Source organism: Siphonobacter aquaeclarae, assembly GCF_900103285.1.
GTDB lineage: Bacteria > Bacteroidota > Bacteroidia > Cytophagales > Spirosomataceae > Siphonobacter > Siphonobacter aquaeclarae.
This window is the reverse complement of sequence record NZ_FNGS01000005.1, coordinates 306,615-325,748: the sequence shown is the minus strand read 5'-3', so window position 1 is coordinate 325,748 and position 19,134 is coordinate 306,615. Positions and strand designations below refer to the sequence as shown.

At 57.0% G+C, this 19,134-nt stretch carries 12 protein-coding genes; 2 read left to right on the top strand and 10 right to left on the bottom strand.

All coding sequences use genetic code 11. The annotated features are described in order from the left end of the window. Positions 1–4 precede the first annotated feature (4 nt). A complete protein-coding gene (locus BLR09_RS14510) occupies positions 5–1,387 on the bottom strand; it encodes a Gfo/Idh/MocA family protein (RefSeq protein ID WP_093203590.1) in 1,383 nt (460 codons plus the stop codon). Positions 1,388–1,471: 84 nt separating this feature from the next. Next, positions 1,472–3,739, bottom strand: a complete 2,268-nt coding sequence (locus BLR09_RS14505; protein WP_093203587.1) for a DUF5703 domain-containing protein — start codon at positions 3,737–3,739, stop codon at positions 1,472–1,474. A 382-nt stretch (positions 3,740–4,121) separates the two neighbouring features. Between BLR09_RS14505 and BLR09_RS14500 the strand changes: the two genes are divergently transcribed. Both BLR09_RS14500 and BLR09_RS14495 read left to right on the top strand, forming a co-directional pair. After that, positions 4,122–4,949: an AraC family transcriptional regulator gene (locus BLR09_RS14500; RefSeq protein ID WP_093203585.1), complete on the top strand. Its 828-nt coding sequence runs from the start codon at positions 4,122–4,124 to the stop codon at positions 4,947–4,949. A gap of 13 nt (positions 4,950–4,962) precedes the next feature. Then, a complete protein-coding gene (locus BLR09_RS14495) occupies positions 4,963–5,442 on the top strand; it encodes a hypothetical protein (protein WP_093203582.1) in 480 nt (159 codons plus the stop codon). 56 nt (positions 5,443–5,498) lie between these two features. Here the strand turns inward: BLR09_RS14495 and BLR09_RS14490 are convergent, their stop codons facing one another. From BLR09_RS14490 to BLR09_RS14455, 8 genes are all read right to left on the bottom strand, one after another. Next, the gene (locus BLR09_RS14490; RefSeq protein ID WP_093203580.1) at positions 5,499–8,276 is read right to left on the bottom strand and encodes a M14 family metallopeptidase; all 2,778 of its coding nucleotides are present in this window, start codon (positions 8,274–8,276) and stop codon (positions 5,499–5,501) included. A gap of 28 nt (positions 8,277–8,304) precedes the next feature. Beyond that, a complete protein-coding gene (locus BLR09_RS14485) occupies positions 8,305–8,922 on the bottom strand; it encodes a hypothetical protein (protein WP_093203577.1) in 618 nt (205 codons plus the stop codon). A gap of 149 nt (positions 8,923–9,071) precedes the next feature. Next, entirely contained in the window at positions 9,072–10,658 is a 1,587-nt protein-coding gene (locus BLR09_RS14480) for a SusD/RagB family nutrient-binding outer membrane lipoprotein (RefSeq protein ID WP_093203574.1), read from the bottom strand. A gap of 12 nt (positions 10,659–10,670) precedes the next feature. After that, on the bottom strand, positions 10,671–14,150 hold the full coding sequence (locus BLR09_RS14475; RefSeq protein ID WP_093203572.1) for a SusC/RagA family TonB-linked outer membrane protein: 3,480 nt from the start codon (positions 14,148–14,150) through the stop codon (positions 10,671–10,673). Between the two features lie 167 nt (positions 14,151–14,317). Further along, positions 14,318–15,211 (bottom strand): FecR family protein, encoded by an 894-nt coding sequence (locus tag BLR09_RS14470; RefSeq protein WP_093203569.1) that lies wholly within the window; start codon positions 15,209–15,211, stop codon positions 14,318–14,320. Between the two features lie 73 nt (positions 15,212–15,284). After that, on the bottom strand, positions 15,285–15,875 hold the full coding sequence (locus BLR09_RS14465) for an RNA polymerase sigma factor (RefSeq protein WP_093203567.1): 591 nt from the start codon (positions 15,873–15,875) through the stop codon (positions 15,285–15,287). Between the two features lie 970 nt (positions 15,876–16,845). Next, entirely contained in the window at positions 16,846–17,733 is an 888-nt protein-coding gene (locus BLR09_RS14460; protein WP_093203564.1) for an SMP-30/gluconolactonase/LRE family protein, read from the bottom strand. A 12-nt stretch (positions 17,734–17,745) separates the two neighbouring features. Continuing rightward, positions 17,746–19,131, bottom strand: a complete 1,386-nt coding sequence (locus BLR09_RS14455) for a glycoside hydrolase family 30 protein (RefSeq protein WP_093203562.1) — start codon at positions 19,129–19,131, stop codon at positions 17,746–17,748. Positions 19,132–19,134: the final 3 nt, after the last annotated feature.

Here is a 19,134-nt window from a genome sequence, read left to right as displayed (position 1 = left end):
GGGATTAGGTTTTGGCAATGGCGTAGGCTTTGCGCTGCGGGCGCGAGAGCAGCTTGTTGGCTTCTTCGTCGTTTTGGAAGCGCTCCTTTGCCGGGTCCCAGTATAGTTTGCGGTTGAGTTTCATCGCGGCATGGTGCAGCAGGCAGGCCGAGCACGACCGGTGCCCGATTTCTGCCGGAGCGATAGGTTCCTTGCGGGCAGCGATGGCTTCCAGCCAGTTGCCGTGGTGTTCCTTGCTTTCGGTGAGGTGAATTTCGCTGGGACCGATAACCGACGTCAGCAGTTTCGGATCGCCGGCGTCGAGGGCTTTTGCCGCCTGCTGTTTGGCGACGGGGTCACTCGCCGTGACGGATGCGTCTCCCCGGGAAACGAAAATCCAGCCGTCCGTTCCTTCAAAGCGGATGCCGTTCGGCAGTTCGTTGCTGACAACCATGTGGACGCCGTTGGCGTACTTCGCCTCCGTCCGGAAAATACCATGTACATCCCACAGCCCGCTTTTCGGGAAATCGGCTTTGCCCCAGATTTCGACGGGACCGGTATGCTCGGTATTCATCGCCCAGTGAGCGCAGTCGATGTGGTGCGAACCCCACCCGGTAATCATCCCGGCGCCGAACTGCTCGCAGCGGAGCCAGCCCGGGCGGTCGTAGCCTTTTTGAGGGTGAACGCGCTTTTCAGTATAGTAGACGTCGGGCGTCGTGCCGAGCCACATGTCGTAATTGAGGTTTTGGGGGATGGGCATCTGTGTTTCCTCGTCTCCCGAAGGATCACCGGGAAGACCCACGTATACCGTCTTCAGTTGCCCGATACGCCCGTTGCGGACCAGCTCCGCCGCATACCGGAACTGCCGGGACGAGCGCTGCTGACTTCCCACCTGGACGATTCGACCGGATTTTTTCACGGCGTCGGCCATCTGCCGGCCTTCCGCGATGGTGAGAGACGCCGGCTTCTGCATGTACACGTCTTTTCCGGCCTGCACGGCATGAATAACGATGGGCGCATGCCAGTGGTCGGGCGTGCTGACGAGCACCGCGTCAATGTCTTTGTTGGTAAGGAGTTGCCGGTAATCGTCGTAGACTTTCACGCCGTCGTACGATTTGCCTGTTTTCTTGCTGTAGTACCCATTGACGAGTTGCTTCGCTTCCTCGGCGCGGTTGGTATCCACGTCGCAGACCGCCATAATCAGGGCGTTGTCATACTGCCAGACACCAGGCATGTCATGCCCCCGCGAGATACGCCCCGTGCCGATGGCGGCGACGTTGATGCGGTTGCTGGGGGCATTTTTGCCGAAGACAGAAGCAGGTACGATGGTCGGGATGCCGATCGACAGGACAGCGCTCTTCGCGGCCACGTCCAGGAAGCGTCTTCTGGAGAACCCGTTCTTTTCCATAGGTTTACGGTTTAGAGGCCGAGACGGCCGAAAGTCAAACTTGGGGAAAAGACGGACATTTTCCAACCGGACCCTATGAATCCGTCAGAAAGGTAAAATAACATCGCTCCGGCGGCTTTCCGGGATAATGTTCAGACGGGTAAGACGGCCGTTTTCATACGTTCCTTCCACGATGGTCTGATACGGCGCATGCAGTTTGAACCGGACGTCCCACTCCTTTGGCCAGGCCGGAAACAGGCGGATCGTTCGGCCGTCGGTTTGCATGAGCATTTCCTGCAACCCGATCATACCCGAACCTCCCCAGTTGTGGTCGGGCGTCCAGTCAAACCCCGGTCCCCAGAATGCCGGAAAGCGCCGGCCGGAGTCGCCCAGTTTTTGTTTGGTCAGACGGGCGGCTTCGTCCGTCAGTCCCAGCCGCGCGGCAAAGATGTTGTGTTGCCGCCAGCCTACCGGACTGACCTGCTTTTGTACATCGGGATCGTAGAGGTACGTATTCCGGGCGGTATCGAGTCCGGCCTTTCCGATTCCATAGACTCCCCAGGGATAGACGGGATACAGCTGCGGGCTTTCGGTATTGTTGACCCGCTCCCAGTGCAGGGCGGGCGAGAGTACCGGTCGTCCCTCCGACTGCCGGAACGAAAGCGGCGGTATCCGCGTCAGGAATCCCTCCCAGTGTTTTTTCTTTTCGGGGGAAAGTAAGCCGGTTTCGAGCAGGCGTTCCGTCACTACTTTCAGTCCTGCGATGGTCGAGTTGGCATTGTAGGCCATTTTATACGTTTCCGCAGCGGAACCCGGGTAGAGTACCAGGCGACCGTCTCCGTCGAGCGCAGCAGCGCCCCGCTGCCGGGCGAGGTACTGGTAATGTTCGTCGAAGAAGGTCAGGCAGCTTTCAATGAAAGGAAGATACCGGCCTGCGTCGCTTCCGGTATACCTGCTTTCGTCGAGCATCATCAGGCAAAATTCCAGGGAAGTATCCCAGAGGTATTCAAGCCATTTGTTGTATTCAAGGCCTTTGTCGAAGGATGCCGGTCGTTTCCAGCCATACTCCGCCGGATTGGGCAGGCCGAAATTCTCCAGTTGTTCCGTAAAAGAAGCGCCGTTGTGCCCCCAGTAAAACCGGGTACGGGCTTCCGCAGTTGGCAGGAGCCGGAGGTAAAAGGCAAGCTGGGATTCCAGCACATCCGTATCTCCCGTCTTCAGCATCGGGAAATACACCAGACGCTGGTTTTGTGCGGTATGCGTGCCGCCGCCCCAGGCCCGGAAATCAGGCGTAAAGGGACTCTTCGGATCTACCTCTTCCGGATCATAGGTAAAGAGTCCGCCGTTGAATTTGGTGGGCCACTCCCCGCGGGCGTTGCAGCCCATGAGATACCGGAAGAGCGTGTAATTCCGAGCCGCCTGCACCGCCAGGGTATCTTTTCCGGATATGACAAGATGGCTGCGGTCCCAGAACAGCTTCCACCACGCCGCTGTTTTGAGCCACGACTCCGTCCTCGAAATTACTTGAGACTCCTGCTTCTTTAGTCCTGACAGCCAATTATTCAACTGCTCTTCTTGCGCTGTATGAAGCACGACCCGGAGTCGATGCTGTCTCGCCGCGCTCCGGCTTTGCAGTTTCCAGCCGGAGAAAGAGGTCGAGCCGTATTTGCCGGATGTATTGCCGGCCGGCTCCAGGTTGGTACCGGTGAGGCGTCCGCCGAAGGTGCGGAATTTCAGCGGATCGTATAGCTTGTTTTGGATAGATGACAGCCCCTCATGCGCCACGGTCGTATCAAAGACCGTCCGTCCGCCATTCCGGTGAAAAAAGAGTACCGAAGCACCGTCAAACCGGATGCTGTCGCGGGAAGTCGTCACCGTACCCGGATACATGTGTTTCCAGGTATTGGCTTTGTTTTCGGCGCCCTTGGCGGTACGTTCGGTTGTGCGCCAGGATTCATAGGTCGCTTCCACGCGCGTGGGCGAAGTACTTTCCACTTCTACATGCACCACCGGCCGGAAGACATCGACCCATACGTGAATCCTGTTTTTCCCGGATTTTAACCGGATACTGCCGTCAGAAAGCCGTAATTCCTGTTCGAATGATTGATCGGTCAGTATGTTGGGTGATAGTTTTACCCGTAGACGGCCGGTTTTGAGCAGGGCATTGTTTTCGTCGAAGGAACCGGAGCGGGCGATATAGCAAAGCAGTTCACCGTTTTCAACCCAGACATTCAGGCCGATATCCCCGCCTCCGCAGGGCATGGATTCGGAGGAATTCCGGCTGGGAGTCTTCCAGATCACCGGATCGGGAGCGTATGTCTGTGCGGCGGCGGCACCGCAGACGAACAGCAGAACAGGTAAGAGGTAGCGCATAGTTGGTAAGGGGCAAAAATAATCCGGTAACCTGATCCTGGAAATTCACGAAGCAGACTTTCTTTTGTACAAATCCGGGGTGAGCGTGCAGGGGGCATGGGGCCTCGCGTAGCGAAGACGTGCCTCTCCCCCCGGTGGTTGAGCTCCGTCGAAACCTCCGGCAGCCGTTTTTTTCATCCCCGACGCTCCCGCCACGCTGGTTTCGACGTAGCTCAACCACCGGCTATTGTGCAGGGGCAAGGAGCAGAGGGCATGGGGCAACCCCACCCTAAACCCTAAACCCTAAACTCTAAACTCAAAACCCTAAACTCTAAACCCCAAACTCCTGAAAACCCCTCTCCCCGACCCCATCGCCCGCAGCCTGCACCTCTCGCTCCTGCACATGGGCTTTACGCCGCTGGATCAGCAGTGGCAATACGACCGTGTCATCAGCCCGTTTTCCCGGATGTACCTGATCACGGACGGCGAAGGCTGGGTCTCGCACAACGGGCAAAAGTTCGTCCTCAAACCCGGCTACCTCTACCTCATCCCCAGCTTTACCTACAGCCGGTACCATTGCGAGGAGTATCTCGAACAGTTTTACCTGACCTTTTTTGATGAGCTGGAGGAAGGGCTATCTATTTACGAGACGCGGCCGGTCCGGTATGAAGTGCCCGCCCTGCCGCACGACCGCCTCCTCTTCGAACGGCTGCTGGCCCTCAACCCCAACCGCGCCATTATCGAAAAAGACCCCAAACTATATGATAACCGGCCGGAGATCCTGAGTTTCAACCAGCGGGCCGATCAGCCGCTGCCCGATTACCTCGAAACCAACGGAATACTGCTGCAACTGTTCTCCCGCTTTCTGGAAGGGCAGACCGATCAGGAAAACCGGCGGGCACAGGGCCTTCATCAGCTTTCGGCCGTGCTTCAGTTTATCAACCGGAATCTGCACGACAAGCTGACGATTGAGCAACTGGCAGAGAAGGCCCACCTGAATGTCGACTACTTTTCCCGTCTGTTTCTGAGCATTGTCGGCGTCCGGCCAATGGATTACCTCATCAACAAACGCCTGGAGCGGGCGCAACTGCTCATGATGACGTCCCGGTCGTCGCTCAAGGAAATCGCGGAGCAGGTCGGGATACCGAACATCTACTACTTTTCCCGCCTCTTCAAGCGGCGGTTTCAGGTACCGCCGGGTGAGTACCGCTCGCGGGCCCGCTTCGGTTGAGTATGTTTGCGACATGAAGCGGTTGTCAGCATTCTTTCTGTTTCTTACGCTCTCCGCATCTGCGCAGACGCCGGAGCAATGGTACCGGCGGGAAACGGGTAGCCGCCTGTCTTCCCCAAACCGCCATATGTTGCCCGACAGTCTCTTTTCAGGCGCTTTTTTCCGCTGCCGTCCGCTACCGGCAGCGCACCCCTCCCTGATGGCGGGGGCTTCCCGGCTGGCGTGCCTGTCTGACGAGCTTTCGGCTATTCATACCCGGATTGTTCAGGCGCAGGGCGAAACCGGTAATCAGATACGCCTCGCCAAACTCTTGCTCGATGTCCGTCGCCAGGCGGTCGAACAATACGCGCTTCTCCGGAACGCCGCTAAACGGTTGCCCCTCGTCCGGAAACGCCTGAATACCTATGTTTTCGACGGATCTTGCGCCCTTACCCGGTACGACGGCCTTATCACCGAACTCCTCGGTACCGCCCCTCCTCCCATCGTTCCCTGATAAAAAAAGCCCGGACGAAACGCCCGGGCTTTTGTCTCAACTTGTGATTGACAGGATTAATATAACTGATTGAAGAGCCATTTGAAGGTCCCGTGTGCCTGCGCCCGGAAGGTGATCTCCGGCCCGAAGGCATAGAGCTTGCCGGCGCCTACTTTGGCTTCGAAGGCCGTTACGCCGTCCTGCAGGTAGGCTTCGCCCCAGGCCCATCCGCTGCGGAGAGGCTTGTTGTTCGGGAACCAGGCGAGCGGCGCCACAACGCCTTTGGCAACCGCGTCAGGCGACAGGTGGAAGACCGGGCTGTTTTCAAATACGATATCCGTTTCCGCCGGCAGGCCCCAGCTGGCTTTCGCAGTCGAGTCGACGCTTACCTTCAGAATAGAGCCCGGCACATAATACTTCTCATTCGGCAGGGGGCGCTCCACGCCGGCTGACGTCAGCTCCGTGAGGGCATTGCGAACCGGCAGACCGAGGTGGAAGGCCAGCGCTGTGCTGGTACCGATCGTCACGACTTTTCCGCCTGCTTCGAGGAAGGCTTTCAGCGCGGGGATTGACTTCTCAGCCGTCATCCGGCCCATCATCGGGCGGAATTCTGCGGGGATTTCGTCTTCCTTCGGATCGGTGCGGAAGGCGGCGTATGGGTCGTTTTCACCGCCGCGGTACGCCGGAATAGCCCGGGTTACGAAGACGATGACGTCGTACTTCTTCTTCAGGTCGCCAGCGTCAATGTCTTTCGGATAGACCACGGTGAACGGGAAGTGGTATTGTTCGAGAATCCAGCGGGTCCAGCCAGACGGCATCGAACCGCCGTACGTGTCCCACAGCGCAATGCGCAGCGGAGCTACTTTTTCCATCGCTCCGGCCGGCTTTTTCGCTACGCCTGCTACGCTGATTCCCAGGGTTTTGGAAGCATCTCCGAGCGTGGTTTTCGCCTTGGCGCTACCGGGGACATAGAAGCTGCCGGCAGACGGCCCGGAGGTAATCCGGAATACGTCCAGACCGGCTTTCACCAGGTCATTGACAGCGATGAACGAGTCGTTCACTTTAGAGCTCAGCAAATATCCTCCTGAGGCAGAAGCACTTACGCTTCCCGGCGCGAGCTGGAGTTCGCCGTACGGGAGTTTGGTAAACGGTCCGTCAAATCCTTCGAGAATACGGTCAAACTTCACACCCATCTGGAAAGCGAGGGTCCATCCGGCGGAATCGTAGGGCCGGATCGGAGGGCCTCCGGGGTATTGGAAATCGTTCGGATAATCCTGAGGCTCGAACATATCGAGGATGTGCGGACGGAAGGCCTGCGCCGTTTTGACGACAAACGATCCGGCCGGGTAGCTCTTGCCGTTTACCGTAAACGGCGCCGTCGCTTTTTCGATCTGGATACCGGTACGGATGAGGGCGTTGACGAATTTCACCGCTGTCGGGAAATCGGCCTGATCCGACGGAATAATGAAACCACGCGGATCACGCAGGATCGGCGCGTGCATCAGGCTGTCGTAATACTTGAGGGGAACACCGGCGCCGCGGGCGTTCCAGCCCATCGGATCGGCATTGGCGGCCGCAGCAGCGCCTCCTCTGCCACGCGGAGCGGCTTTCGCCTGGTCGTCACGGTAGGCCGTGTTGATGGCTTCTACCCGCTTCGGATACGGCGTCCAGTAATCCTTGCTGCCCCGGTCGATGGAGTTTTTACCCATCTTGTAAATGTTGTAAAGCAGGTGATCCGGGTTCCGCGCAGCGTAGTCGAGCACGGCGTAGTTGAGGGATACGGAGTAGTCGATCGACTGGCGGAAGTACCATTTCTGCGGCGTCACCGGGTTCGGCGTGTTGTTATTCGGAATCAGGCGCTGAGGGACAAGGGGTACTTCCTCCGGCGTCGGGCCGCCGATGATCTCGGTCAGCAGGCCGATCATGTTGTGGAAGTGCGTCGTAGTCCGCAACCCGCCGTTGTACCAGGTCGAGAAGCTGGAGCCGTTCAACCGGGTAAAACCGGGCTTGTTTTCGGCATTGAGGCGGTTGTACATCGCCGCGCCAAGGGCGTCGATGCCCGTCACCATACCCGGATCGAAGACGTAGTTGAACGGATCACGGTACGGAGGACCAGCCAGTACCGATCCGGCAGGACCGCGCTGGTGGTGGTTGTACATGATCTGCGGGATCCATTCCACGAAAAGCTGGCGGCCGACGTTCCGGGATTCCTTCATGTTCTGAATGAAGTAATCCCGGTTGTTGTCGTGGCCGACATACTTCTGGTACAACCGGGGGATGGTCTCCATCTTCCGCTTTTTCGGATCGCTGTCCTTCATGTACCAGTTCGCAACAAGCTCCTGCCCGTCCGGGTTGATGTGTGTGAAGAGAATCACAACGTTATCGAGAATACGCTTCGTTTCGGCGTCCTTCCGGCTGGTCACCTGCCAGAGGGTTTCGATGAGCTGGTGGGTGGCCACCATCTCCGTCGAGTGGATGCCGCCGTCGATCCAGACGATGGCCTTGCCTTCGGCTGCCAGGGCGTGAGCTGCCTCATCGGTGAGGCCTTCAGCCCGGGCCATTTTCACGGAAATTTCCTGCAGGCGGGCCAGCTTTGCGTGGTTTTCGGGGGATGTCACGATCGCCATGAGCTGGTCGCGCCCCTCTTCGGTTTTTCCGATCACCTGGAGTTTGACCGTCGCAGGGTTCGCAGCCGCGATTTTCTTGAAGTACGCCTCCGTCTGGGTATAGTTGGCGAGGTGGTAGTCGTCCCCGATCGTAAAACCGAAGTGCTCCTTCTGGGAAGGGACCTGGGCTCGGCTTCCCAGGCTGAAAAGCAGCAGAAAACAGAGAAGTCGATAAAAGCGTGTTGTCATACGGAACTGGTTTTGGTTATGCGATGAACTACTGATTTTTGAACCGAACCCCCACGCGGCAATCACATGGCTCTCCCCGCGACTCGTCGCAGGCATTATCCTGGAACTGCACCATGCGCATGCCATTCTTCATGGTCAGAATAAACTTAAAGAGAAAATAGTCGTTGACAGCCACCTTCGTCAGATCCGTTTTGGTGATCTGAGCGAGCTGGGTTGCAGTAAACGTGTACGTTTTGGGGAACGAGGTTACGGTCTCAACCAGTACTTCAGCGGAACCCACCGTACTGGGCAGGGGGAATTGCCTTTCCGTCGGATAAACGCCTGCTAATGAGAACGTCATGGGGTAAGCCGGAGGGCTCGACTCCTTTTTGTTGTAGCTAAGATACACCTCAATCGAGGCAACATCCGCCACGCCGCTGTTATAATAATCGAGCGTGTACTCAAACTGCTGATTGACAGCATAGTTCGGATCCTTCAGGTTAAAGAAGGAAACTTTGCCGGTCTGGATCGTAGGTAGTGCCGATTTGGCGGTATTGACCGTCACTTTGGGCGTGGCCGTGGTCACGTACTTTTCCCAGTCGTAATCGACCGTCTTGCACGACAGCATACCTGCCAGGGCGAGTACTAGTAAAGAGTATCCTTTCATTGGCTGAAAAGTCAGGTGTTTAGTGCAGAGGGCGTGGGGCAGAGGGCATGGGGCAGAGGGCATGGGGCACGATCCATCAACCCTGAACTCTAAACCCTAAACTCCAAACCGAAAACTATAAACCGTAAACTGAAAACCGAACATGCCCCTTATTTATCCCAGAATACCGGCGTCGTCTGCTGGGCACGCTGGAGTTTGTCGCGGTTGGCGATAACGGATTCGTTGGACGTCATTTCGGTTTCCGAATAGTAGTACCGCATCGGGAAGGTATCGAGGGGTGAAACAAGGTCGTCGAGTTCCGGAAGGCCCGTCCGACGGAAGTCGTTGTAGGCCTCCACCCCATTGCCATACGACGCAATCCACTTCTGCATCATCAGCAGGCGAAATTTCCCGTCGGCGTCGGCGGCGTCCCACTGCTGCCCGAGGCGGGTAACGAACCCGGTGATCGTCGCCGCCGGAATCGCATTCCCCTTGTTGGCCGTCGACACCGCGCTAACGCTGTTGAGCTGGGCCGTCACTGCATCCAGAAAGAGCTTGCGGGCGTCTTCGCCGGTGTTGAGTTTCAGGGCCGCTTCGGCGCGGATAAACCCGGCCATGAAGTTGGTCAGCAGAGGCAATACGCCTGCGCCGGTACCGTCTCCTGACGTAAAAAGCGCGATTTTGAAGGAGTTGGCCGTCGTCACCGCACTCGCGCCGGTGTTGTTCAGGTAGACGTTTGACGAGGTCAGGGTACTGATTGTTCCGTTGTCATACAGTCCGGCTGCCGGGTAAATACCGACGATGGCACGGGTACTGTGATCGGCGGGAGAAGCGGTACCGTCTCCCGGAAAGCGACCGTAGTAGCCGTCGCCGTTGGTCGAGTTGGCCAGACCGGCATTGTCCCGCATCCGAAAAACATAGTACCGGAGCCTTGGATCGTCCTGCGCCTTCAGCCGGTTGATCAGCGGCATGCTCATGTACCCCGAGCGACTGTTGTTGTACATCGCTGTATACCAGGGATGCCGGGCGCTGGGTGCCACGTTGCTGCCGTAGCGGAAGGTAAAATCCTGGCTGTTATCCGTCATGAGCGGCGCCTTGCTGTCGAGCAGCTGTTTGATACCGGCAGCCGCTTTTGACGGGTCCGACAGGCGGATCTGATTGTACATTTTCAGCTTGAGCGTATTCGCCATGCGCTGCCATTTGTCTTTCGATCCCTGGTAAAAGATATCCGCAGAAGCGAGGACCGTGAAGCCTTTGTCCATGTCGGCGAGGGCTTCGTCGATCAGTGTAAACAGGCTGGTGTAGATCACGTCGCCTTTGTCGAATACCGGGTTGGCGAACGTCCCGCCCGCCTGGGAGTACGGTACGTCGCCCCAGAGGTCCACCATAATGCTGTACAGATAGGCTTTCTGGAGTTTGGCAACGGCCACATATCCCCATTGCTTCTGCTCGGTACCTACTTTGATGATGGTTTCGAGATCAGGAATTGCGCCGGTGTAGAAGGCTGACCACGCCTGGGAGAACGTCGAACCCGACTGATCCCAGCGATTGAGCGAACCCGACGCAAAGTGCTGAATAACAGCTGTTCCGCCGCTGTTGATATCCTGAAAATTCCCGCCGATCACTACCTGCGTCGCCGGCAGCATCAGGTTGAGCGTCGGAGTCGTCGGGTTGTTGGGGTCGTTGTTGATGTCGACAAAGTCTTTGCAGGACCCGAGAAACAGAAGACTTGTCAGAAAGAGAAAGGCTCTTTTCATGTCTGTTGGCAGTTAGAAGCTGACTCTCAGGTTGATACCATACCGGCGGGCTGTCGGTACCCCGAGTGAATCGAAGCCCTGGTTATTGGCAGCGCCGGTACTTACTTCGGGGTCATAGTTCATGTACTTCGGCGTGTTCGGCGCCTTGTACCAGAGGTTCCGACCGCTGATCGACAGGGACGCGGCGCCGAATGGCGTATGCTTCAGCAAACCCGCCGGCAGGGAGTACCCGAAGGATATTTCCCGCAGGCGGAACACCGTCGCATCGAAGACATACCCCTCTCCGATCCCGCCGGGACCGTACCCGCCGTTGAAAAAGTAATCGATCACTGTCAGTGCTGTGTTATTCGGAATTTTCTTACCCTCTCCGTCCAGTATCGGCTGAAGGGTATTGACGTTTCCGAGTACGCCGGGACCTACCCAGAGCGTCTCCCGGTCTTCCGTGTCACGGGTTACCCCGCGGGAAAGAGCATTGCTGATGTTGGTCGAATAAATCGCGCCGCCCTGCTTCCAGTCGAACAGCACGTCCAGCGTAAACCGCTTGAACGAGAAGCTATTGCTGAGCCCGACGATGAAGTTCGGGTTGGGATTACCGATCGGGCCGCTCGTCGCCGCCGCAATCGGCTTGCCTGTCTGCGGGTTGACCAGGATATTCCCCTCATTGTCACGGGCATAGCGTGTTCCGTAAATCTGCCCATAGGGCTGCCCGGCAATGTGGACGTTGGATCCGTAGACGAGCTGGGCGATACCGCCGAGGTCATCGACACGGTTACGGTTGCGGGTGAAATTGGCGTTGATATTCCATCGAAAACCCGAGGCCGAGACATACGGCGTGCCGCTTACAGCTACTTCAAAACCTCTGTTTGAGGTCTGTCCGAGGTTGATGATCCGGTCGGTAAAGCCCGAACTCGGCGCTGATTTTACGGTGAAAATCTGCGAGGTACTGCGCTTGTTGTAGTACGTCACATCCACCGAAAGCTTGTTGTCAAAAAACTGAAGCTCCGTTCCAACTTCAAATTCGGTAATGAATTCAGGCTTGAGCACGGAGTTCGCCAGAATGTCCGACAGCGTCAGGGTGCTTACGTTCGTGACGGTTCCGTTGGAAAAAGGCGCGCCGAGGTCGCCGGAACTCGTGTTCGACGTGTACACATTGGACGTCTGGTACGGAGAAGCTTCGTTCCCGACCCGCGTGTAGCCGACCCGTACTTTTCCGAACGACAGCTTCTTTCCGGCCAGGTGAAAGGCTTCCGTGAAAATCAGGGAGCCGTTCACGCCGCCGTACAGATAGCTTCGGTTTTGAGGAGGGAGTGTTGATGAAATGTCATTCCGACCGACGAGGTTCAATGACGCGTAGTTTTTGTAATCGAGGGTAATGTCCGTGAAAAAGGCATAGTACCGCTGCTTCAGCCGCGCCCGGTTGTTCGGCAGGCCGCCGAGCGTGATGGTCGACGTATTGCTGATGTCGTTAATCCCTGCCGTGATAATATCCGTACCCATGAACGCCGAGCGCTGCGTCAGGCGCTGGTTGACGTTGTTGCCGAAGATGGCCCGGACGTTGAAGTCCTCCCAGAAACTCTTCGTCGCCGTTACGAGCAGGGTATTGTCCAGCTCCTGCCGGTAGATATTGTCGGTATTGATGGTACCGTTGGCATATACCGACGAGCCTTTGCCCAATACGCTCACCCGCCGGTCGGTATAGGCGTTGAAACCGGCCGTGTTCTGAATATTGAGCCAGGGCAGCGGGTCGAAACCAAGCACGAAGTTGCCGTAGTAGCGGTCAACGTTGCTGGTCGACGGACTATGCCTCACCGACCAGTACGGGTTATCCACCCCCGCATAATCGTACACGTTGGCACCGGTATTCGGGTTTTCGAAGGGGTAGTCGGTCAGGTTGTAGCTCGTCGGCAGGTAATACATCGTACTCATCACAGAGCCTGTACCGCCGATCGGGGGCGATTTCTGATCCGTCATGATGTAGTTGATCGTACCGCGGGCGTAGAATTTGTTGTCGAGGCGGGCATTGCCGCCAACGTTGATCGACGTCCGGTTGATGTCGTTCCCCGGCACCATACCCTTATTCGTCATCCGGCTGAGACCTACCGTGAAATTCCCCTTCTCGCTTCCTGAATTGACAGTCAGCGCGTTTTCAAATACCATACCCTGCCGGAAGAAATCCCGCTGTGCCTTGCCGGCATACGACCGGTACGGTACCTGCACCGGCGTTACGCCGTCGGCTTCGTAAAACTGCGGGAAGTCGGCCGCTGAAAAACCGGCACGCGCCAGCGGATGCGGGATGGTCGGCCGGCTGCTATAGGCGGAGCCGGAAGATCCGTATACGGCGCTGCGGTAGTCTCCGTTCGTACCTTGTCCGTATTTCTGCTGGTACTCAGGCAATCCGGCGATTTCTTCAATGGAATAAGACGTGTTGTACGTGATCTCTGTCCCTTTCCGGCTCTTCTTCGCCGACGCCTTCGTCGTGATGATAATAGCGCCGTTTGCCGCGCGGGAGCCGTAAAGCGCCGCTGCCGCAGCCCCTTTCAATACGGTGAGGCTCTGGATGTTATTGGGATCGAGGTCGAAGGCGCGGTTGGCGGTCGACTGGCTGCTCTGCGTCTGCCGCTGCCCGCTGCCGCCTACCGGCGCGAAGGTGGAGTTATCGAACGGGACGCCGTCGACGACGTACAAAGGCTGGTTGTTATTTCCAAGGGAAGAATTACCGCGGATGGTAATATTGGTAGCGCCGCCGGCTACCCCGCCGCCGCCCTGAATGTTAACGCCGGCGACTTTCCCGGCCAGGGCCCGGATGGGGTCCGGTTCGTTTTTCTGGGCGAGGGCGTCGGAATTAATGGTGGAAACCGAGTAACCCAGGGCTGTCGCCTTCCGCTCGATACCTGCGGCTGTGACGACTACTTCGTTGAGCTGCTTCATCTCGGTATCCAGTACGACGTCGAGCGTGGTCTGCCCGCTCAGCGTCACTTCCTGGCTCACATACCCGATGAACGAAAACACCAGGGTACTCTGCCCTGACGGGACGCTGAGGGTATACCTGCCTTCGGCGTCGGTGACAGTCCCGCGGGAAGTGCCTTTTACGCGGATGTTGACGCCCGGCAAACCGGTTCCGTCCTTCGCGGCTACCTTTCCTTTGATGATGATGTCGACTTCGCGGTCGACCGTCACCTTCGCAACACCGGCGCTCCGTCTTTCAGAGATGATGTAGGTTTCGCCGATTTTTTCGAAAGACAGGTTCAGCGGCGTCAGCAGGCGGGACAGGCTTCCCTCAACAGAGGCGGAAGTCAGGGCAAACGCTCCGTCTATACGTTTGTTTCTCAGTTCCCGTTTTTGGTAGGCGAATTGGACGTGGTAGCGCTTTTCAAGCTCGTCGAAGACTTCCGTCAGCGAACGGTCCCGCCCGATGGCAAGACGTTGCCCATGCGTCGGGAGCGTCAACACGAACAACGAAAGCAGCACCGTGCTTCGTAGTGGTAATGCCATATCTTGTTTTGGTTAGTGAAACTGATCCCGGGATGCAGTAGTAAGACAAGTGACGGCCGTGTCGAGGGTCCCCCTGTTTTTCAAAAAAAAGCAGATTATTCAAGAGGTTATACTCTTTATTTATTTAGTACCAATTTGGCCATTCCGACATTTTACCGAATAATCTTCTACTTCCGGAGAATAACCGTACTGTCTCTGCGGGCGGTATTGATTTGCAGTGTCCGGGCGATGACCTGCAATACGACATCGAGGTTTTTCCGGGAAACTTTACCGGTAAAGCGCTTGCGGGCCAGGTTATCCTCGATCCGGACGCGGATGCCGTAATAGTCTTCGAGCGCCTTGCCTACGTCCGACAGCGCAGCGTCGTCAAATACAAACAGATCCCGTTTCCATGCAGCCCATTCGGCGGCGCCATCGCGGGAGACAGACATGTGGCCGCGTTTGGAGTCATAGGCCATGAGATCGCCGGGCGCCATTTCTCTCCGGCCCGTACCCGCCGATACCGCGACTTTTCCTTTTTCGAGGAAGACGCTCGTTTCTCCGGGACGCAGCCGGACATTGAACTCCGTCCCGAGCACGTCAATTTTCAGGCGGTCAGGCGTCAGGACATGGAAATGGCGGGAATCGTGGAAAACGGAGAACCAGGCTTCTCCCTGCTCCAGCGTCACTTCGCGGCTTTCTCCGCTGAGCGCCTCCGGGTAGCGGAGACGGCTGTTGCCATTCAGCCAGACAACCGATCCGTCCGGCAAACGGATTTCCTTTGTTTCCCTCGGTTGGGTTTCCACCAAAACCGAAACGGCCGGTTCCGGCGCGGAAAGGTACCACCATCCACCGGCAACAACCGCTACGGCCGCAGCAGCAGTTGCAGCCCAACGGCTCCAGCGCCTTCGGGGTAGTTCCTGATCGGGCAGCTCGCGGATTTGCTCGTCCAGATAGGCATGCATGATCTCGTCGAGTTCCCCTTTTTGATAGAGGTGGACGAATACTTCCAGTTCCTGCATGGAGGCCGCAGACCGCATGTAGCGGTCCACAAGGCGGGTCTTCAGTTCTTTTTCGTTCATTCAGCGCGTGGTTGTGCCGGTAAGACAACGGCCGGGCAGTAGTGGGGTCCCCCCCGGCAGCCGGAAATTTGAATCAGGACCGGAAAACAGCCGCCAGAAATACGCTGAACGTAATACCCAGGTCGCGCTCCACAGCCAGCCGCAATACCTTCATCGACCGCACCATGTGCTTTTTGACGATATTCCGGGAAACGCCCAGCAGGTCAGCGACTTCGTCGTACGACAGTCCCTGTTGCCGGCATAGTTCAAATACCCGTCGGCTCTGCGGCGGAAGCGTCGCAAGAACAGACTGAAGAAAGCGCTGGTAGTCTTCGGCCTGGAGCGTCTCCTCGGGAGTGGTCGTCTGAACGTCCCGGTACTGCCGGACAAACCCGGACAGTGTACGCTCTTCCGATACCACCTTTTTCAGCATGTTCAGGCTCTGGTTCTTGCCGGCGGTCAGGAGGTAATACCGGAACGACTGCACCTGGTCGAGGCGCTGCCGGTCCTCCCAAATCCGGATGAACACCTCCTGGCAGGCGTCCTTGGTGAGGTCGGAGGATTTGAGTATCCCGTAAACAAAACGGTAGAGAACAGGGCGATACCGGTCGTACAATTCGGAAAAAGCCTGCTGGTCTCCGGCGGCAATCTGCCGCAGCATCAACTCTTCGGTTGCGAGTTGCATGATAGCCCAATCGTTTGGTGTCGGAACAGAAAGAACAGCCGTCTGCGCAGGCAGACGGGGAAATCCGGTCAACAAATCCAGAGGAAAGATGCGGCAGGCTTACCTGAGGGTGAGGCTAATTAACAACTTGACCTACAATAAATCAATGTGTTTTGTCAAGAAAGAAAAGAATGGAATTTTTGTGCAGTAAGATGTTGGGATTGTTCTATTTTGTTTGGCAGAGAGGAGTGTTGGGATAGATGCAGGGGGCATGAAGCAGAGGCGCGAAGACGAAGCTCTCCCCCCCGGTGGTTGAGCCCGTCGAAACCTCCGGCAGCCGTCTTTTTTTTCATCCCTACCGCTCCCGCCACGCTGGTTTCGACGTAGCGCAACCACCGGCTATTGCGCAGGGGGCAGAGGGCATGTAGCAGGGGCGCGAGGACGAAGATCCCCCCGGTGGTTGAGCCCCGTCGAAACCTCCGGCAGCCGTCTTTTTTTTCATCCCCACCGCTCCCGCGCTGGTTTCGACGGGGCTCAACCACCGGCTATTGCGCAGGGGGCAGAGGGTATGGAGCAGGGGCGCGAAGACGAGGCTCTCCCCCCGGTAGTTGAGCCCCGTCGAAACCTCCGGCAACCGTCTTTTTTTTCATCCCTACCGCTCCCGCCACGCTGGTTTCGACGTAGCGCAACCACCGGCTATCGCGCAGAGGGCATGGAGCAGGGGTCGCGAAGACGAAGCTCTCCCCCGGTGGTTGAGCCCGTCGAAACCTCCGGCAGCCGTCTTTTTTTTCATCCCTACCGCTCCCGCCACGCTGGTTTCGACGTAGCTCAACCACCGGCTATTGCGCAGGGGGCATGGAGCAGGGGGATCGCGAAGACCAAGCTCTTCCCCTCCAACTCTAAACACGAAACCCCAAACTCCCAAACAAAAAAAGCCTCCCACACCGGAGAGGCCCTAACTGAAAACCCAAAACGGAAAACCGAAAACTGCCTACTCCACTCCCTTCGCATTCATCTTCAACGTGTATACCGTTGTGGAGGCAGTGATCAGCAGTGTCTTTCGGTCTTTTCCGCCGAAACACACATTGCCTACCCAGCCAGAAGGCACAGGAATCTGCCGGATCTTTTTGCCGGCTGCGTTGTAGACAGATACGCCGCGACCGCTCAGGTAAACGTTTCCATGCGTATCGAGCGTCATACCATCGGAGCCCTGTTCGCAAAAGAGTTGCTTATCGGTCAGAGCGCCGTCCGGAGCGATGGTATAGCGGTATGTCTTCCAGGAACCGATGTCTGAAACATAGAGGTACTTCCCGTCCGGCGTGCCGACTATGCCGTTGGGCTTCTTGATATCTGCCTCAACGATACGGGCTTCCTTCGCGCCTTTCGGCAGAAAATACACACGTTCTGCTTCCAGATCAGGCTTTTTGCGGGTCCAGTAGTCGCGGGGATAGAACGGATCGGTGAAATAAATACCCCCTTTCGGCGCGATCCAGAGGTCGTTCGGTCCGTTGAATTTCTTCCCTTCGAACGAGCTGAGCAGGACGGTTACTTTTCCTTTTTTGTCGATCGACCACAGCTCGTCGTTTTCGTCGGCGCAACTGATCAGGTTTCCTTTCCGGTCGAAATACATGCCGTTGGACCGGCCCGTTTTCTCCCGGTAAAGCGACAACGTACCATCCGCTGCATACTTCCAGATCTTATCGTTCGGCTGGTCGGTAAAGAAGATATTTCCTTCCCGGTCCACCGCAGGACCTTCGGTAAACGTGAACTGGTCTGAAACCAGCTGCAACATTGCACCCGGTGCTACGACCGAGTCCGCCTGCGCGAAAACCGCGCCGGAAAACAAAAAGCAGGTAATAAAAAAAAGCGTGTGTTTCATAGGTTCAGCGATCTACCAGACATAGGTACCGACCGAGCCATCGGGCAGGGTTGCGGTCACCGTTTTACCGCCGGAGCGGATGGCAAAGGTCTGTTTTTCCCCGCTCACATTGGCGACGATCAGCACTTTTCTTCCTTTTGGTGTCCGGAAAGCCACATTCGGCAGGCCTTTTACTTCGTTGGAAGCGATGCGGACCGAGCCGGGACGGACATACTTTGACGCGTGCGCCATCGCATAGTAGGCGATGTTCCGGGATACCCTGTCGCCGTCGATCGTCACCGCGCCTTGGCACATCGGGCAGCCGCCCCGATCGGTAAACGGCTTGTTTTGCGGATCGGCCGCCAGGTTCCATTCCAGTACATTACGGCACCAGTTGCGCGTCGCTCCGATAAAAAGCCGCTCCACCGGCTCGGTGATCTTCATCGGGCCGTCTTCCTTTCCGATCACCATTTGTTCGGTGAAATAGAGGTGCTTGTCGGGGTACGCATTGTGTACTTCCGACAGCGCCTCGATCTTTCCGTTATAGAGGTGAAACGCCGAGCCGTCGATGTACTTACGGGCTTCGGGATCATTCAGGATGGAGATCGGGTAATCGGGACGATCGGCGTTGTGATCGTAGATGATGATCTTCGTTTTGATACCGGCTTTTTCGAAAGCAGGGCCAAGGTTTTTCTTGACGAAGACTGCCTGATCGGGCGCCGGCATCAGGAGGCTGGGGTTATTGCCCGGGTGCAGGGGTTCGTTCTGAACCGTAATGGCATCGATCCGGATACCTTCCTTTGCCATTTCCTGAATGTACCGGACAAAATAGCGGGCGTACACGTCAAAGCATTCCGGTTTCAGGCTGCCGCCGCGGGTATCGCCGTTGTCTTTCATCCAGACAGGCGGCGACCAGGGCGAGCCCAGGATTTTTATCTTCGGATTAATCGCCAGGATTTCCTTCATCACCGGAATAACATCCTGACGGTCAAGGCCCAGATCAAATTTCTTCAGGTCAAAATCGGTCTCTCCTTTCGGAAGATCATCGTAGGAGAATACTTTTTCGTTCAGGTCGGAAGCGCCGATCGTCAGCCGGATATAGCTAACGCCAATCGCATTCCCTTTTTCCCCGAATAATTCTGTCAAAACAGCCTTGCGCGCAGCGGGTGACATCCGGATCAGGTGCTGAGCGCTACCGCCTGTTAGGGCATACCCAAATCCATCGATCGTCTGAAATGTCTCGACATCGTTGACGTCAATAACCGGCCCGGAAGCCGCTGTCGCCGAAAAACGCAGCGCCTCCGGCTGGCGCGCAAAAAGCGCCGAACGATCGGCGTGGGTAAGCCAGGCCTCAGCCTTTTGCTGGGCCAGGGCCGGCAGACCCGCTATCAATAAAAAAGGAAGAAAGACTTTTTTCATGTA

Bases quoted from the DNA above. Each gene is read 5' to 3' on its own strand.
- BLR09_RS14505 (WP_093203587.1), bottom strand. From the start codon at position 3,739: ATGCGCTACCTCTTACCTGTTCTGCTGTTCGTCTGCGGTGCCGCCGCC.
- BLR09_RS14475 (WP_093203572.1), bottom strand. From the start codon at position 14,150: ATGGCATTACCACTACGAAGCACGGTGCTGCTTTCGTTGTTCGTGTTG.
- BLR09_RS14495 (WP_093203582.1), top strand. From the start codon at position 4,963: ATGAAGCGGTTGTCAGCATTCTTTCTGTTTCTTACGCTCTCCGCATCT.
- BLR09_RS14490 (WP_093203580.1), bottom strand. From the start codon at position 8,276: ATGACAACACGCTTTTATCGACTTCTCTGTTTTCTGCTGCTTTTCAGC.
- BLR09_RS14455 (WP_093203562.1), bottom strand. From the start codon at position 19,131: ATGAAAAAAGTCTTTCTTCCTTTTTTATTGATAGCGGGTCTGCCGGCC.
- BLR09_RS14480 (WP_093203574.1), bottom strand. From the start codon at position 10,658: ATGAAAAGAGCCTTTCTCTTTCTGACAAGTCTTCTGTTTCTCGGGTCC.
- BLR09_RS14460 (WP_093203564.1), bottom strand. From the start codon at position 17,733: ATGAAACACACGCTTTTTTTTATTACCTGCTTTTTGTTTTCCGGCGCG.
- BLR09_RS14510 (WP_093203590.1), bottom strand. From the start codon at position 1,387: ATGGAAAAGAACGGGTTCTCCAGAAGACGCTTCCTGGACGTGGCCGCG.
- BLR09_RS14500 (WP_093203585.1), top strand. From the start codon at position 4,122: ATGGGCTTTACGCCGCTGGATCAGCAGTGGCAATACGACCGTGTCATC.
- BLR09_RS14485 (WP_093203577.1), bottom strand. From the start codon at position 8,922: ATGAAAGGATACTCTTTACTAGTACTCGCCCTGGCAGGTATGCTGTCG.
- BLR09_RS14465 (WP_093203567.1), bottom strand. From the start codon at position 15,875: ATGCAACTCGCAACCGAAGAGTTGATGCTGCGGCAGATTGCCGCCGGA.
- BLR09_RS14470 (WP_093203569.1), bottom strand. From the start codon at position 15,211: ATGAACGAAAAAGAACTGAAGACCCGCCTTGTGGACCGCTACATGCGG.